This is a genomic window from Rhizobium sp. BK275 (assembly GCF_014193555.1).
Taxonomy (GTDB): domain Bacteria; phylum Pseudomonadota; class Alphaproteobacteria; order Rhizobiales; family Rhizobiaceae; genus Rhizobium.
In genome coordinates this window covers 1,047,508-1,062,797 of sequence record NZ_JACHZL010000001.1, presented here as the reverse complement: position 1 = coordinate 1,062,797, position 15,290 = coordinate 1,047,508, and the positions used below count along the sequence as shown (strand labels likewise).

13 protein-coding genes are annotated in these 15,290 nt (G+C 62.9%); 11 read left to right on the top strand and 2 right to left on the bottom strand.

Going from position 1 to position 15,290, the window contains the following annotated elements:
* The first annotated feature begins 4 nt into the window (after positions 1 to 4).
* From FHT82_RS04845 to FHT82_RS04830, 4 genes are all read left to right on the top strand, one after another.
* A complete protein-coding gene (locus FHT82_RS04845; RefSeq protein WP_183726808.1) occupies positions 5 to 361 on the top strand; it encodes a cupin domain-containing protein in 357 nt (118 codons plus the stop codon).
* Between the two features lie 159 nt (positions 362 to 520).
* Positions 521 to 1,984, top strand: coding sequence for an aldehyde dehydrogenase family protein (locus FHT82_RS04840; RefSeq protein ID WP_183726806.1), 1,464 nt, complete (start codon positions 521 to 523; stop codon positions 1,982 to 1,984).
* A 13-nt stretch (positions 1,985 to 1,997) separates the two neighbouring features.
* Positions 1,998 to 3,038, top strand: a complete 1,041-nt coding sequence (locus FHT82_RS04835; RefSeq protein WP_183726804.1) for a tartrate dehydrogenase — start codon at positions 1,998 to 2,000, stop codon at positions 3,036 to 3,038.
* A 23-nt stretch (positions 3,039 to 3,061) separates the two neighbouring features.
* Positions 3,062 to 4,519 (top strand): NAD-dependent succinate-semialdehyde dehydrogenase, encoded by a 1,458-nt coding sequence (locus tag FHT82_RS04830; protein WP_183726802.1) that lies wholly within the window; start codon positions 3,062 to 3,064, stop codon positions 4,517 to 4,519.
* 81 nt (positions 4,520 to 4,600) lie between these two features.
* Here the strand turns inward: FHT82_RS04830 and FHT82_RS04825 are convergent, their stop codons facing one another.
* Together FHT82_RS04825 and FHT82_RS04820 are read right to left on the bottom strand one after the other, a co-directional pair.
* Positions 4,601 to 5,875, bottom strand: a complete 1,275-nt coding sequence (locus FHT82_RS04825) for an FAD-binding oxidoreductase (protein WP_183726800.1) — start codon at positions 5,873 to 5,875, stop codon at positions 4,601 to 4,603.
* Between the two features lie 12 nt (positions 5,876 to 5,887).
* Positions 5,888 to 6,556, bottom strand: coding sequence for a haloacid dehalogenase type II (locus tag FHT82_RS04820; protein ID WP_183726798.1), 669 nt, complete (start codon positions 6,554 to 6,556; stop codon positions 5,888 to 5,890).
* Between the two features lie 317 nt (positions 6,557 to 6,873).
* Between FHT82_RS04820 and FHT82_RS04815 the strand changes: the two genes are divergently transcribed.
* The 7 genes from FHT82_RS04815 (at position 6,874) to FHT82_RS04785 (ending at position 15,285) form a co-directional block, all read left to right on the top strand.
* Positions 6,874 to 7,710 (top strand): GNAT family N-acetyltransferase, encoded by an 837-nt coding sequence (locus FHT82_RS04815; protein WP_183726796.1) that lies wholly within the window; start codon positions 6,874 to 6,876, stop codon positions 7,708 to 7,710.
* A 14-nt stretch (positions 7,711 to 7,724) separates the two neighbouring features.
* Positions 7,725 to 9,101: an aspartate aminotransferase family protein gene (locus FHT82_RS04810; protein WP_183726794.1), complete on the top strand. Its 1,377-nt coding sequence runs from the start codon at positions 7,725 to 7,727 to the stop codon at positions 9,099 to 9,101.
* A gap of 240 nt (positions 9,102 to 9,341) precedes the next feature.
* The gene (locus tag FHT82_RS04805; protein ID WP_183726792.1) at positions 9,342 to 10,055 is read left to right on the top strand and encodes an HAD-IA family hydrolase; all 714 of its coding nucleotides are present in this window, start codon (positions 9,342 to 9,344) and stop codon (positions 10,053 to 10,055) included.
* Between the two features lie 75 nt (positions 10,056 to 10,130).
* Positions 10,131 to 11,741, top strand: a complete 1,611-nt coding sequence (locus FHT82_RS04800; RefSeq protein ID WP_183726790.1) for an ABC transporter substrate-binding protein — start codon at positions 10,131 to 10,133, stop codon at positions 11,739 to 11,741.
* Positions 11,742 to 11,828: 87 nt separating this feature from the next.
* Positions 11,829 to 12,779 (top strand): ABC transporter permease, encoded by a 951-nt coding sequence (locus FHT82_RS04795; protein WP_183726788.1) that lies wholly within the window; start codon positions 11,829 to 11,831, stop codon positions 12,777 to 12,779.
* Positions 12,776 to 13,630, top strand: coding sequence for an ABC transporter permease (locus FHT82_RS04790; RefSeq protein ID WP_183726786.1), 855 nt, complete (start codon positions 12,776 to 12,778; stop codon positions 13,628 to 13,630). Before FHT82_RS04795 ends, FHT82_RS04790 begins: the two co-directional genes overlap by 4 nt.
* On the top strand, positions 13,630 to 15,285 hold the full coding sequence (locus FHT82_RS04785) for an ABC transporter ATP-binding protein (protein ID WP_183726784.1): 1,656 nt from the start codon (positions 13,630 to 13,632) through the stop codon (positions 15,283 to 15,285). The genes FHT82_RS04790 and FHT82_RS04785 overlap by 1 nt, the downstream gene beginning before the upstream one ends.
* The last annotated feature ends 5 nt before the right edge of the window (positions 15,286 to 15,290 follow it).

The following is a 15,290-nucleotide window of genomic DNA, read 5'->3' as shown; positions in this document are numbered from 1 at the left end:
CTCCATGCCACTTCTCAAGACCATCGATCCCAACCCTTCCTTTGCGCCGCGGGAGAACGTGCCGCTGCCCGAGCGGCTGATCTCCGGCGACCCTCAGTTCAAGACCTGGACGCAGGATATTGCCCGCGGCGAGATGATCCATACCGGTGTCTGGGAAGCCACGCCCGGCGTCACGCGCTCGATCAAGGGCGAGACCTTCGAATTCTGCCACATCCTGTCTGGCGTCGTCGAACTGACGCCCGAAGGCGGCGATCCCGTGGTCTACGAGGCGGGGGACAGCTTCGTCATGAAGCCCGGTTTCGTCGGCGTTTGGAAGACCATCGAGACGGTCCGCAAGATCTACGTCACCGTCATGGCGTGAGAGGGCTTCCGCGTTCCGATGTCGCCATGCATCGGGACGCAAAACAATAAGCTGCCGGGCGGCGGCAGAACGGGTTTTTCCGCTGCCCTCCCCGCCATCATCGGATCAAGCTACTTCGGCCGTTCGGCTAGCCTCGTTTCAGTGATCCGAGGTATTGCCATGACCCTAAGTTTCGATCCCGACAGAATTTCCCTTCCCATCGGCCATCTCATTGGAGATCGCCTCATACCGGCCGAGGGCGTCATTCCCATGCGCCGCCCGTCCGACGGCAAGGCCTATGCCGATTGCCCTGTCGCCGGCGAGGACCTGGTCGACCATGCCGTTCAATCCGCAAAGGCCGCGCTGAAGGCCAGCAACTGGGGCGGCATTCGCCCGCGTGAGCGCCTGAAGGTGCTGCATCGATGGGCCGATCTGATCGAGCAGGAAGCGCCCGAGCTCGCAAGGCTGGAGGCGCTGTCATCGACCCGTCCCGTCGGCCATCTGGTGGAAGGCGACATCGCGGTATCAGCCGAACAGATCCGCTTCTTCGCCGAGTTTGCCGACAAGGAAGGCAGCGATCTGGTGCCGACCGACGACGGCAATCTCGGCATGATCATGACCGAGCCCTATGGCGTGGTCGGCGCGATCACACCGTGGAATTTTCCGGTATCGATGGCGGCTTGGAAGCTCGGCCCGGCGCTCGCCGCCGGCAATGCCGTGGTTCTGAAGCCGTCCGAGATCACGCCCTTTTCGACCATCCGCCTTGCCGAACTCGCGCTTCGCGCCGGCCTGCCTGCCGGCCTGATCAATGTCGTACTGGGTGACGGCCCCGTCACCGGCACGGCGATTACTGGACATCCTGACATCAGCAAGGTCAGCTTCACCGGCTCGACGCGCGCGGGTTCGGCGATCATGGAAAACATCGCCCGCACCGGCATCAAGCCGATGACGCTGGAGCTTGGCGGCAAGAGCCCGCAGCTCGTTTTCGCCGATGCGGATCTCGGCAAGACGGCGGCTGCGATTGCCGCCGGCATCATGAGCAATGCCGGCCAGGCCTGCGTGGCCGGCTCCCGCCTCATCGTCGAGGAAACTGCGGCCGCCCCGCTCGTCGAGGCGATCGTCGCCCGCATGAAGATCGTGGCTGCCGCCCCGACCTGGGATGGCGCGGCGCAATATTCGCCGATCATTTCCGAAAGGCAGCAGGATCGCATCCATTCGATCGTCTCGGCGGCGGTCGAAGCCGGCGGCGAATGCCTGGCCGGCGGCATGCCGATGGAGGGTCCCGGCTATTTCTACAGGCCGACCCTGATCGCCGGGATCGACCGGAACTCACCCGCCATCACCGAAGAGATTTTCGGTCCCGTGCTGACGCTCCAGACCTTCCGGGACGAGGAGGAGGCGCTCGCACTTGCCGACCATCCGACCTACGGCCTTGCCGCCGGGCTCTTCACCCGGGACCTTTCCCGGGCAATCCGGCTCACCCGCCGTCTGCAGACCGGAACGGTCTGGGTCAACCGATATAACCGCTCGCGCGATCATATCCTGCCGACCGGCGGCTACAAGCAGTCGGGCATCGGCAAGGATCTCGGCCGCGAGGCCTATCACGCCAACCGCAAGAGCAAGAGCGTCTTGATCAGCCTTTGAGGAGGATATCGCCATGACAAACTATCGGATCGCTCTTATTCCCGGCGACGGCATCGGACGCGATGTCACCGCAGCCGCCTGGTTGGTGCTGCAGAAGGCAGCCGACAAGACGGGCTTCATGCTTGACGGTGAGGAATTCCCCTGGTCCTGCGCCTTCTACAAAGAAACCGGCGCGATGATGCCGGCCGATGGCATCGAGACGCTGCGCGGCTTCGACGCCATTCTGCTCGGCGCAGTCGGCTGGCCGGCGGAGGTGCCGGATTCGGTATCGCTGCATGGCCTTTTGCTGCCGATCCGCAAGAGCTTCGTGCAATATGCCAATATCCGCCCGCATCGGCTGCTGCCCGGCGTGCAGGGTCCGCTGAGATCGGCAGGCTTCGATATCCTCTGCATCCGCGAAAACACCGAGGGCGAATATTCCGGCGCCGGCGGCCGCGTCCATCAGGGCACGGCGGACGAGGTCGCCGTCGAGACATCGATCTTCACCCGGACGGGCGTCGAACGCATCCTGCGCTTCGCATTCGAACAGGCGCGCGCCCGCCGCGGCAAGCTCGCCTCGGTGACGAAGTCGAACGCCCAGAAATTTTCGATGGTCTTCTGGGACGAGATCACCCGTAAGCTCGCCGATGAATATGCCGATGTCGAGGTCACGAGCTATCACATCGATGCCATGGCGGCGCGCATGGTGATGGCGCCGGAAAGCCTCGATGTGGTCGTCGCCTCCAATCTCTTCGGCGATATCCTGACCGACCTCGGCGCCGCCATCCAGGGCGGGCTCGGCTTTGCCGCCTCCGCCAATATCAATCCCGATCGTAGCGCGCCGTCGATGTTCGAACCCGTACATGGATCGGCGCCCGACATCGCCCATCTCGGCATCGCCAATCCGATCGCCGCCATCTGGTCCGGCGCCATGATGCTCGATCACCTCGGCGAGAGAGCCGCCGCCGGCGCCATCATCAAGGCGATCGAATGGACCACCGCCTGCGGCATCGGCACGATCCAGGGCAAGGACAGAACCGAGGCGATCACCGCCTCCATTCTCGCTCAGTTGTAACATCTTCCATCGGGGATAGACAGATGCAGAACTTGAAGGAAACCGGCCTCTTCCGGCAACAGGCGCTCATCGGCGGAAAATGGATTGCCGCCGCATCCGACAATAGCGTCGAGGTCACCGATCCGGCCACGCAAACGGTCATCGGCACGGTGCCCGACATGGGAGCCGCCGAAACGCGCGCCGCGATCGAAGCCGCCGAGGCGGCCTATGGTCCATGGAAGAAAAAGACCCATGCCGAGCGCGCCGCGCTGCTGGAGGCCTGGCACGCGCTGATGATCGACCATATCGAGGATCTGGCGCTGATCCTGACCACGGAACAGGGCAAGCCGCTCGACGAGGCGCGCGGCGAGATCCGCTATGGCGCCTCCTTCGTCAAATGGTTTGCCGAGGAAGCCCGCCGAATCGGCGGCCACACGATCCCCTCGCCGACGGCGGACCGCCGTATTGTGGTGCTGAAGGAGCCGGTCGGCGTCTGCGGCATCATCACGCCCTGGAACTTTCCGAATGCGATGATCACCCGCAAGGTGGCGCCCGCACTCGCCGCCGGCTGCACCGTCGTCATCAAGCCCTCGGAATTCACGCCGTTTTCGGCGCTCGCCATCGGCTGGCTTGCTGAAAAAGCCGGCATTCCGGCCGGCGTGATCAACATCGTCACCGGCATGCCGACCGGGATCGGTAACGAGATCATGGCCAACGAGGCGGTCCGCAAGATCTCCTTCACCGGCTCGACCCGCGTCGGCTCGCTGTTGATGCGGGGTGCCGCGGATAGCGTGAAGCGACTTTCCCTGGAACTCGGCGGCAACGCGCCGTTCATTGTCTTCGACGATGCAGATCTCGATGCCGCTGTCGAGGGCGCGATCGCCTCGAAATTCCGCAATGGCGGCCAGACCTGCGTCTGCGCCAACCGCATTCTCGTCCAGGCCGGCGTCTATGACGCCTTTGCCGAGAAGCTCGCGGCCCGTGTCGACAGGATGAAGGTCGGTCCGGGAACGGAAACAGGCGTGGCGATCGGGCCTATGATCAACGAGGCGGCGATCGCCAAGATCAACCGCCACATCGATGATGCGCTGGCCAAAGGCGCGACGATCGTCACCAGAAGAGCGGAGCTGCCGGCCGGCCGGCAATATACAGCCCCCATGGTCCTGACCGGCGCGACCACCGAGATGCAGCTTGCCAGCGAGGAGACCTTCGGTCCCGTCGCGCCGCTCTTCCGCTTCGAGACCGAGGAAGAGGCGCTCGCCATAGCCAACGGCACGCCCTACGGCCTTGCCTCCTATTTCTATACGGAAAGCCTCAAGCGCGCCTGGCGGGTCGGCGAAGCGCTCGAATTCGGCATGGTGGGCCTCAACACCGGCGCCATCTCGACCGAGGTCGCCCCCTTCGGCGGCGTCAAGCAGTCGGGGCTCGGCCGCGAAGGCGCGCAGGCCGGCATCGAGGAATATCTCGAAATGAAATCCTTCCACATCGGCGGCCTCGCCTGACCGGTTCCTGCCGATAAAACAGATAGAGGGGTTGCCAACACAACCCCTCTATCTGCCTGGGAGGAAAAAGATACAGCCGGCTTACTGAACCTTGTCGAGCATCTTGTAATAGAGTCCCACCAGCGGCAGGAACCACGGCTTGCCGAAATGACCGGGCACCGCCGGCCATTCCAGACCCTTCAATGGGTTATGGTCCGGGCGGCCGAGGATCGCGTCGGCGATCGTCATGCCGAGATGGGTTGAGAGCTGCGCCCCATGGCCGGAATAGCCCATCGCAAACCAGGCTCCGTCCTGATATCCGGCGCGGGGGTAGCGGTCCTTGGTCATGTCGACCAGCCCGCCCCAGCAATAATCGATCTCGACATCGGCAAGCTGCGGAAAGATGCGGCTGAGGCTCTCGCGCAGGATCGCGCCGCTTTTGGCATCGGAGCGCTGATCCGAGGCGGCAGAGAAGCGTGCCCTGCCCCCGAAGATCAGCCGGTTGTCGGGTGCCAGCCGCCAGTAATTGCCGATATTCATCGAGTTCACGCAGGTGCGGTTGCCGGGCATGGTCGCCGCGATCTCCGCTTGCGTCAGCGGCCGGGTTGCGATGATGAAGCTGCCGACCGGGATGATGCGGCGGCGGAAATAGCCGAAGTTGGGCGTCGTATAGGCGCCCGTTGCGATCAGCACCTGATCCGCCGTCACGACGCCCTTGGCGGTCTTCAGCACATGTCTGCCATCCGCCCGGCGATGGTCGGTGACAGCAGCGTTTTCAACGATGATCGCGCCATGGCGTCCGGCCGCTTCCGCCAGCCCGACGACATAGCGCCCCATATGCATCATGGCGCTTTTCTTCGACAGCATCGCGCCATGAAAGGCCGCGCCGACCTCGTTTTTCAGGTCGCTTGCCGACAGCAGGGCCGTCTCGGGATCCACTTCGGCGTGAACAGCCTCGAAATTGCGGGCGATCGCATCGAAATGCTGTGGCTTGGAGGCGAGCTTGAGTTTCCCGGCGCGGCGGAAATTGCAGTCGATCTCCTCCTCGGCGACGATCGCCTCGATCGTGTCGATCGAGGCGTCGAGTGCCTGGTAGAGCGCGATGGCGCGCTCCTTGCCGAGTTCGGCCTTGGCGCCGATGAAGCTGTGGGCAAGGCCGTTGTTGAGATGGCCGCCATTGCGCCCGGATGCTCCCCAGCCGACCCTCTCAGCCTCCAGCACGATGACGCGCGCACCCGCCTTGGCGAGCTGGCGCGCCGCCGCGAGCCCCGTAAAGCCGGCGCCAATGACCGCGACATCATAGTGACCTTCGACAGGCCCTTGCGCCGCATTGGCGAAAGCCGGAGCGGTATCGTGCCAGTAGGATTGAAGCTTCATCGCCTCGCGTCCTCAGAGCCCGACGACGCCGGGCAGACCCGAAATATCGGGAATCTCGAGATAGCCGTAATAGGGGTTGGCAGGCTCGTGGCCACGATTGACCCAGACCTTGTTCTTGATCCCGAGATCATGGGCCGACATCAGGTCGTAGCGGAAGGACGAGGAGCAATGGAGGATGTCTTCGGGGCCGCAGCCCAGCATGTCGAACATGTATTCGAAGGCCTGGAAGCGCGGCTTGTAGGCATTGGCCTGCTCTGCGGTATAGACCGCATGGAACGGCGCTCCGAGTTTCTCTACGTTCGACATGATCTGCACGTTCATTGCGTTGGACAGGATTACCAGCGGAATTTCCTTGGCAACCTTCGAAAGACCGGCCGGGACGTCGGCATGCGGCCCCCAGGTCGGCACGCGCTCATAGACCATGCGCGCGGCTTCCTCGCGGAATATTATGCCGTTGCGCTTGCAGGCCCGTTCGAGAGAATTGTGCACCACTTCTTTATAGGGCTTCCAGTCGCCGAGGATTTCGTCGAGGCGATAGGCTGCGAAGTTCTTGATGAACTCCACCATGCGCGCCTCGTCGAGCTGTTCGCCATAGAGATCGCGGGCCGCTTCCGCCATTTGAAAGTTGGTCAGCGTGCCGTAGCAATCGAAGGTAATGTATTTCGGACGGAAGTGAGCCATGACGGTATCCTGAGCGTTTCCAGTTGTTTCGTCTGCCCTCATCATAGGCCGCAGTGCGGGCGTCCGGTCGACTGAAATCCGGACCGGCAAAGCAGAATGTTTCGTATCCTGAGCCGGCTTTGGCAGAACGTTGCGCATGGCCGCCGCCGCGGCTGCTCATTTCGGCCGAGGGATTTGCGAAGCGTGCGCGCCTGCCAGCATAAGATGCGGCGGAGCGTCCGACCAACGCTATAAGATACTGCCGGGATCGTGGCCTTCAGACAATCTGCCGGTCGATACTGCACCACACTTGCCGGCAAGAGATGAAGGACATCCCAATGCAGACAAGTCAGATCGACCTTGCGGCCTTCGGCCCCGAACACCTGGAAGCGGCGGTCTCCCTCTCCCGGCAGGCGGGCTGGCCGCACCGGCTGGAAGACTGGCAGATGGCGCTTGCCCTCAGCGAAGGTGTGGTTGCGATCGAAGCGGGCCGCGTCGTCGGAACAGCGCTGACGACCATGTACGAGGCCGACTGCGCCACCATCAACATGGTGATCGTCGACGCGGCGATGCGTGGACGCGGCGTCGGCCGCAGGCTGATGGATGCCGCATTGGAGACCGCCGGCAGCCGGCCTCTCCGCTTGGTCGCGACGAAAGAGGGTTTGCCGCTTTATGAGAAACTCGGCTTTGCGCAGACGGGCACGATCCTGCAGCATCAGGGCGTTGCGGGAGAGGTCGCTGCTTTGCCGGGAACGGAAGCCGCGACCGGCGCCGACATCGATGCAATCATCGAACTCGACCGTTGCGCCTTCGGCGCCGATCGCAGGCGATTGATCGCCTATCTCGCCAAAATCGGCGACGTCGCGGTAATGCGCCGCGGCGGTCGCATCTGCGGCTTTGCCGTGCTGCGCGCTTTCGGCCGCGGCGAAGTCATCGGTCCCGTCGTTGCCGGCGGCCTCGATGACGCCAAGGCTCTCGCCGCGCATTTCATCGCCCGCCGCCCCGGACGGTTTTTGCGTATCGACACGACTTCCGATACGGGGCTTGCCCCCTGGCTCGCCGCGCAAGGCCTCGCCCATGTCGGCGGCGGCATCGCCATGGCAAAGCCGCTAACCCCGCGCGCCGCCTATCCGGTCGCCGCCACTTTCGCACTCGTCAATCAGGCCCTCGGCTGAGGCAGGAGACGTTCATGTACAGAAATTCCCTCATCGAGCTCGACCGCGCTCATCTCGTTCATCCGGTTGCCTCTTATCGCGGCCATGAAGCGCAGGGCGTGCGGGTTCTCGCCTCCGCCAAGGGCGCGACGGTCACCGATGCTTACGGCCGCCAACTGATCGACGGCTTTGCCGGCCTCTGGTGCGTCAATGCCGGCTATGGTCACGAGTCGATCGTCGCGGCGGCGACGCGCCAGATGCGCGAACTGCCTTATGCGACGGCCTATTTCGGCTTGGGTTCGGAACCGGCCATCCGCCTTGCCGCCGAGCTTGCCGAGCGGGCGCCCGGAGATCTGAGCCACATCTATTTCACGCTCGGCGGCTCCGACGCCGTCGACAGCACGGTCCGCTTCATCCGCTACTATTGGAGCGCGCGCGGAAAGCCGCAGCGCGACCAGTTCATCTCGATCGAGCAGGGCTATCACGGCTCCTCGACGGTCGGTGCGGGCCTGACCGCGCTGCCCGTCTTCCATGCCGGCTTCGGCATTCCTTTCGACTGGCAGCATAAAATTCCGTCGCCCTATCCTTACCGCAATCCGGCCGGCGACGATCCGCAGGCGATCATCGCGGCATCGCTTGCCGCTTTGCGGGCCAAGGTCGAGGCGATCGGCGCGGATCGCGTCGCCGCATTCTATGCCGAGCCGATCCAGGGCTCCGGCGGCGTCATCGTTCCGCCGAACGGCTGGTTCAAGGCTATGCACGACCTCTGCCGCGAGCTCGATATTCTCTTTGTCGCTGATGAGGTGATCACCGGCTTCGGCCGCACCGGGCCGCTCTTTGCCTGCTCGCAGGAGGAGGTCGTTCCCGATTTCATGACGACAGCCAAGGGGCTGACATCGGGCTATGTGCCGATGGGTGCCGTCTTCATGGCCGACCATGTCTATCAGGTGATCGCCGAGGGCGCTGGCGCTTCGGCGATCGGTCACGGCTATACTTATTCCGCCCATCCGGTCAGCGCCGCCGTCGCCCTCGAGGTGCTGAAGCTCTACGAGAACGGCCTGCTGGAGAACGGTGTCAAGGCCGGCGCCCGGCTGATGGCGGGGCTCGAGGCGTTGAGGGACCATCCTCTGGTCGGCGATGTGCGCGGACGCGGCATGCTGGCGGCAATCGAACTCGTGACCGACAAGACGGCCCGCACGCCGCTTCCCGCCGAAGCGCAGCCCGCGCGGCGCATTTTCGACCGCGCCTGGGAGAACGGCCTGGTGATCCGCGCCTTCGCCAACGGCGTTATCGGCTATGCCCCGCCGCTCTGCTGCACCGATGCCGATATCGACGCGATCCTGGAACGGACCGCCAAGACGCTCGACCAGACATTGGAGGACCCCGACGTCAGGCGGGCGCTGAGGGATTGAACCTCGGCCGAGGAAATACTGCGGGATGCCGATATTCAGAATTTTGTGCCGCATCACGGCGCCTATTCGGCGCAATCCGTGCGGAGAAGGTGCCAAACTCCAGATGAGCAGAAGCCAAGCGCCCCTTTAAAATAGGGGGCTCATCATAAGAAACCCGGGAAAACCGGGCTTGGGAACGAGATAGATTTTTGCGAAGCGGCTGCGGCTGAAGCGGCCTGCGCCCGACACTGGGGACACGACATGACGAAGTCTCTGCCTGAATTCAAATATATGAGTTTCGACGTCGTCGGGACCTTGATCGATTTCGAGAGCGGCCTGAAGTCCTGCCTCCAGGAGATCGCCGCCGAGGCGGGTGTGACTATCGACAGCGAGCAGGCGCTGACGCTTTATCGCGCCGCCCGCTACAACGAGGATGCTATCCTCTTCCCCGACGATCTCGTGCGCGTTTATCTCGTCATCGCGCCCGATCTCGGCCTGCCCGTCGAGAAGGTCTATGGCGAGCGGCTGCGCGATTCCGCCAGGACATGGAAGGCATTTCCCGACAGCGCGGCGGCCATGGCGCGGCTTGCCCGCGACTACCGGCTGATCGCCATGACCAATGCCCGGAGCTGGGCCTTCGACCATTTCTCCGCCGAGCTCGGCAACCCGTTCCATGCCGTTTTCACGGCCGACGATACCGGAACGGAGAAGCCGGATCCGGCTTTCTTCGAGAGCGTCTTCGATTTCGTGGCCGGCGAAGGCGCATCCAAAAGTGATATTCTGCACGTGGCGCAGAGCCAATATCATGACATCGGCATCTCGCGCGCGCTCGGCATGACCAATTGCTGGATCGAGCGCCGCCATGCGCAGAAGGGATATGGCGGCACTATCGAGCCGGCCGAATTCACCGAGCCCGACTATCACTTCACCTCGATGGCCGGCCTCGCCGAAGCGGTGGCCGCTGCGCGAAATTGATCTACAAGCAATGCAACCTCGGGCCAAGCTCGCAAAGACGGGCAGCCCCCAACCGGACGACAAAAGGGGAATGACATGAGCGATAAAATCAACAACTGGACCGCGTCGGACGACGCAATGATCGAAAACGCCATCCGCCGCGGCGCGACCCGTCGCGAACTTCTTCAACTGATGCTGGCCGGCGGCGTCGCCATGTCTGCGGGCGGCCTCATCCTCGGCCGCGCCTCGCAGGCGGTCGCGGCCACGCCCGTTGCCGGTGGCGCCCTCAAGGCGGCCGGCTGGTCGTCCTCGACGGCCGACACGCTCGACCCGGCGAAAGCTTCGCTTTCGACCGACTATGTGCGCTGCTGCGCATTCTACAATCGCCTCACCTATATCCAGTCCGATGGCACGCCGCGAATGGAGCTCGCCGAGTCGGTCGAAAGCAAGGACGCAAAGGTCTGGACGATCAAGCTGCGCAGCGGCGTCACCTTCCATGACGGCAAGCCGCTTACGGCCGACGACGTCGTCTTCTCAATGAAGCGTCATCTCGACCCGGCGGTCGGCTCAAAGGTCGCCAAGATCGCCAAGCAGATGACCGGTTTCAAGGCCGTCGACAAATTGACGGTCGAGATCACGCTGGAAAACGCGAATGCCGACCTGCCGATGATCCTCGGCATGCACCATTTCATGATCGTCGCCGACGGCACGACCGACTTCTCCAAGGGCAACGGTACCGGCGCTTTCGTCCGCGAGGTCTTCGAGCCCGGCGTTCGCTCGGTCGGCCTGAAGAACAAGAATTATTGGAAGCCTAACCATCCGAACGTTGACTCGTTCGAATTCTTCGCGATCGCCGAGGACAACGCCCGCGTCAATGCATTGCTCTCGGGCGACATCCATCTCGCTGCCGCCATCAATCCACGCTCTGTGCGCCTCGTGGATGGCAAGGAAGGATTCTTCCTCAATAAGACGACCGCCGGCAATTACACGAACCTGAATATCCGCCTGGACACAGCGCCCGGCGACAAGAAGGGCTTCGTGGAAGGTATGAAGTATCTGATCAATCGCGAGCAGATTCAAAAATCGGCCTTGCGCGGGCTCGCCGAGATCGGAAACGATCAGCCGATCTCACCGTCGAACTTCTATTACAATGCAGACCTGAAACCGAAAGCGTTCGATCCCGAAAAGGCAAAGTTCCTCTTCGAGAAAGCCGGCCTTCTCGGTCAGTCGATCCCGGTGATCGCGTCCGATGCAGCGAATTCGGCAATCGACATGGCCATGATCGTCCAGGCAGCCGGCGCGGAAATCGGCATGAAGTTCGACGTGCAGCGCGTACCGTCCGACGGATATTGGGACAACTACTGGCTCAAGGCGCCGATCCATTTCGGCAATATCAATCCGCGGCCGACACCTGACATCCTGTTCTCGCTCCTCTATGCATCCGATGCGCCATGGAACGAGAGCCAATACAAGTCGGAAAAATTCGACCGGATGCTGCTCGAAGCGCGCGGCTCGCTCGACCAGGCCAAGCGCCGCGAGATCTACAACGAGATGCAGGTCATGGTGTCGGAAGAAGCCGGCACCATCATTCCGGCTTACCTCTCCAACGTCGATGCGGTGTCCTCCAAGGTCAAGGGACTCGAGACCAACCCGCTCGGCGGCATGATGGGCTACTCCTTCCCGGAATATATCTGGTTGGAAGGCTGATCGGCACATGCCGGGGGCGATAAGCCCCCGGTCGTCCGCCTGTTTTCGTGATATACTGTCAGCCAACGGCCGACGGGAGGCCTGCATATGAAGAATCCGGTCCTATCCCTTATTGCCAGTCGACTGTTCATCTCCGCTGTCACGCTTCTGATCGTCTCCTTCGCGGTGTTCTTCGCAACGACGATGCTTCCCGGTGACACGGCGTCGATCCTGCTCGGGCAGGCCGCGACCCCGGAGGCGGTCGAGGGGCTACGCAAGGCCATGCATCTCGACGAGCCGGCCTTCCTGCGTTTCGTCTACTGGATGACAGGGCTGCTGTCCGGCGACCTCGGCACCTCTTACGCCAACGACATGCCGATCGCCGACTTGATCGGAGGGCGTTTCGTGAACTCTATGAAACTCGCCGGCGTAACCGCCTTGTTCGCGGTTCCGATCGCGCTGACGCTCGGCATCACGGCCGCCATGATGCGTGGCTCGCTCTATGACCGGGCGGTCACGGTGCTTACGATTGGCGTGATCTCCGTGCCCGAATTCATGATAGCAACATCGGCGGTCCTGTTCTTTGCGGTCTATCTGCAGTGGCTCCCGGCAATTTCCCTTACGAATGAAGCGAAAACCTTCGCCGATATGCTGCGGGTCTATGCGATGCCGGTGATCACACTGACTTTCGGCGTGTCGGCACAGATGATCCGCATGACGCGGGCTGCCGTGGTTGAAACCCTGAACACGCCCTATGCCGAAATGGCGTTGCTGAAAGGCGCCTCCCGCACTCGCATTGTTCTGAAGCATGCATTGCCGAACGCCCTTGGTCCGATCGTCAACGCGATCGCGCTTTCGCTATCCTATCTGCTGGGCGGGGTCATCATCGTCGAAACCATCTTCAACTATCCCGGCATTGCCAAACTGATGGTGGATGCAGTGGCCACGCGCGACCTGCCGCTCATTCAGACCTGCGCTATGATCTTCTGCGTCGGCTACCTCATCCTCATCACGCTCGCCGATATTGTTGCCATTCTTTCCAATCCGAGGCTGCGATGACATCCCATATCGAACAGCGGCCCGCCGTGACGCGCCGGCTCGGCTACCGCTTCAACCTGGTCGGCTTCGTGGGCCTTGCCGTCATCCTCTTCTGGGCCTTTATCGCGATCTTCGCGCATTTGCTCGTCCCCTACCCCGTGGGCGAAATCGTCGATTACGATTATTTCGGTCCGATATCCCAGCAGTTCTGGATGGGATCGGACTATCTCGGCCGCGATGTCTTCTCGCGCATCCTGATGGGCGCGCGTTATACGGTCGGCATCTCGCTTGCGGCCGTGACGATCGCCTGCTTCAGCGGCGTCGTGCTCGGCATGATCGCGGCCGTTGCCGGAGGCTGGCTCGATACGCTGCTCTCCCGCTTTCTCGATGCCTTGAATTCCATCCCGAGCAAGCTCTTCGGCCTGGTCGTGGTCGCAGCCGTCGGGTCGTCGATCCCGGTGCTGATCCTGACGCTTTCGGTGATTTATATTCCCGGCTCCTACCGTTTCGCGCGGGCGCTCGCCGTCAACGTCAATTCCATGGACTTCATCACCGTCGCCCGCATCCGCGGCGAAAGCACCCTTTATCTGATCCGCTCGGAAATCCTGCCGAATATCGTCGGTCCCGTGCTTGCCGATCTCGGACTCCGCTTCGTCTTCATCGTTCTCCTGCTCTCCGGCCTTTCCTTCCTCGGGCTCGGCGTACAGCCACCCTATGCGGACTGGGGCGCGCTCGTGCGTGAAAACATCGGCGGCCTGCCTTTCGGGGCTCCCGCCGTCATGTTCCCATCGCTTGCGATCGCCAGCCTCACGATCAGCGTGAACCTGTTGATCGACAACCTGCCGCAGAAAATCCGCGATCGGAGCGAGTGATGACCAATCTCGTCGAAATCCGCGACCTCAGGGTCGAAGCCACCACCGATTCCGGCCGGCGCGTCGAAATCATCCGGGGCGTCAGCCTCGACATATCAGAAGGCGAGATCGTTGCGCTGATTGGCGAAAGCGGCTCGGGCAAGACGACGATCGCGCTCACCCTGATGGGACATTCGCGGCCGGGCTGTCGCATTTCGGGCGGCAGCGTCTCCCTTGCCGGCAAGGACATGGTCAAGCTCGGCGAAAAGCAGCGCGCCAGGCTGCGTGGCACCGAAGTGGCCTATGTACCGCAATCGGCCGCCGCCGCCTTCAATCCCGCCATATCGATCATGGATCAGGTGATCGAAGTCACCCGCATCCACGGGCTGATGTCCGCCGAAGAGGCAAGAAGCCGTGCGGTCGAGCTTTTCCGGGCGCTTTCGCTGCCCGAGCCCGAGATCATCGGCAGCCGCTACCCCCATCAGGTCTCCGGCGGCCAGCTGCAGCGGCTGTCGGCGGCGATGGCGCTGATCGGTAATCCGAAGCTGATGATCTTCGACGAGCCGACGACGGCGCTCGACGTGACGACCCAGATCGAAGTGCTGCGCGCCTTCAAGTCGGCGATGAAGACGGGCGGCATATCAGGCGTCTACGTCTCGCATGATCTAGCGGTCGTCGCCCAGATCGCTGACCGGATCGTCGTTCTGAAGGGCGGCGAGGTCCAGGAGACGGGGACGACGAAAGAAATCCTGACCGCGGCAAAACATCCCTATACGCGCGAGCTCTTGGCCGCCTTCGAGCCGAAGGCGCGCAATGCGGAGGCCGATATAGAGGCCGTGCCGGCGCCGCTGCTGGCCATCCAGGACGTCGTTGCCGGTTACGGCCAGCGCCAGGCCGATGGCCTCCCTCTGGTGCGCGCCGTCCAAAATGTCAGCTTGACGGTTGAGAAGGGGCGCAACCTCGGCATTATCGGTGAATCCGGCTGCGGCAAGTCGACTCTTGCCCGCACCATCGCCGGTATCCTGCCGGCCGCCTTCGGCAAGATCGTCTTCGACGGCAAGGAGCTCGGCCACAGCGCCCGCGAGCGCTCGCGCGACCAGCTGCGCGAGATGCAGATCGTGTTCCAATATGCCGATACGGCGCTCAATCCGGCAAAATCGGTCGAGGATATCCTCGACCGGCCGCTCGTCTTCTACCACGGCATGCCGGCCAAGGCGCGCAGCGCCCGCATCGACGAATTGATGGACATGGTCCGCCTGCCGCGCAGCCTGCGCCATCGCCGGCCGGGAGAGCTTTCCGGCGGGCAGAAGCAGCGCGTGAATTTCGCCCGCGCACTTGCCGCCGATCCGAAGCTCATCCTCTGCGACGAGATCACCTCGGCGCTCGATACGGTGGTCGCAGCCGCGGTGATCGATCTCCTCAAGGAGTTGCAGCGGGAACTCGGCCTTTCCTACATCTTCATCAGCCACGACCTCTCCGTCGTCGAGGCGATCTGCGACGAAATCGTCGTGATGTATGGCGGCAAGAAGGTCGAGGAAATCACGCCCGAGAAGATCAAGGCGGCAAAGCACCCCTACTCCCAGCTGCTCTTCTCCTCGGTGCCGAAGCTCGATCCCGCCTGGCTCGATGGGCTGACACAGGATCCGGAACTGGTGCGCGCCTATAGCAGGAGTTAGCAGAC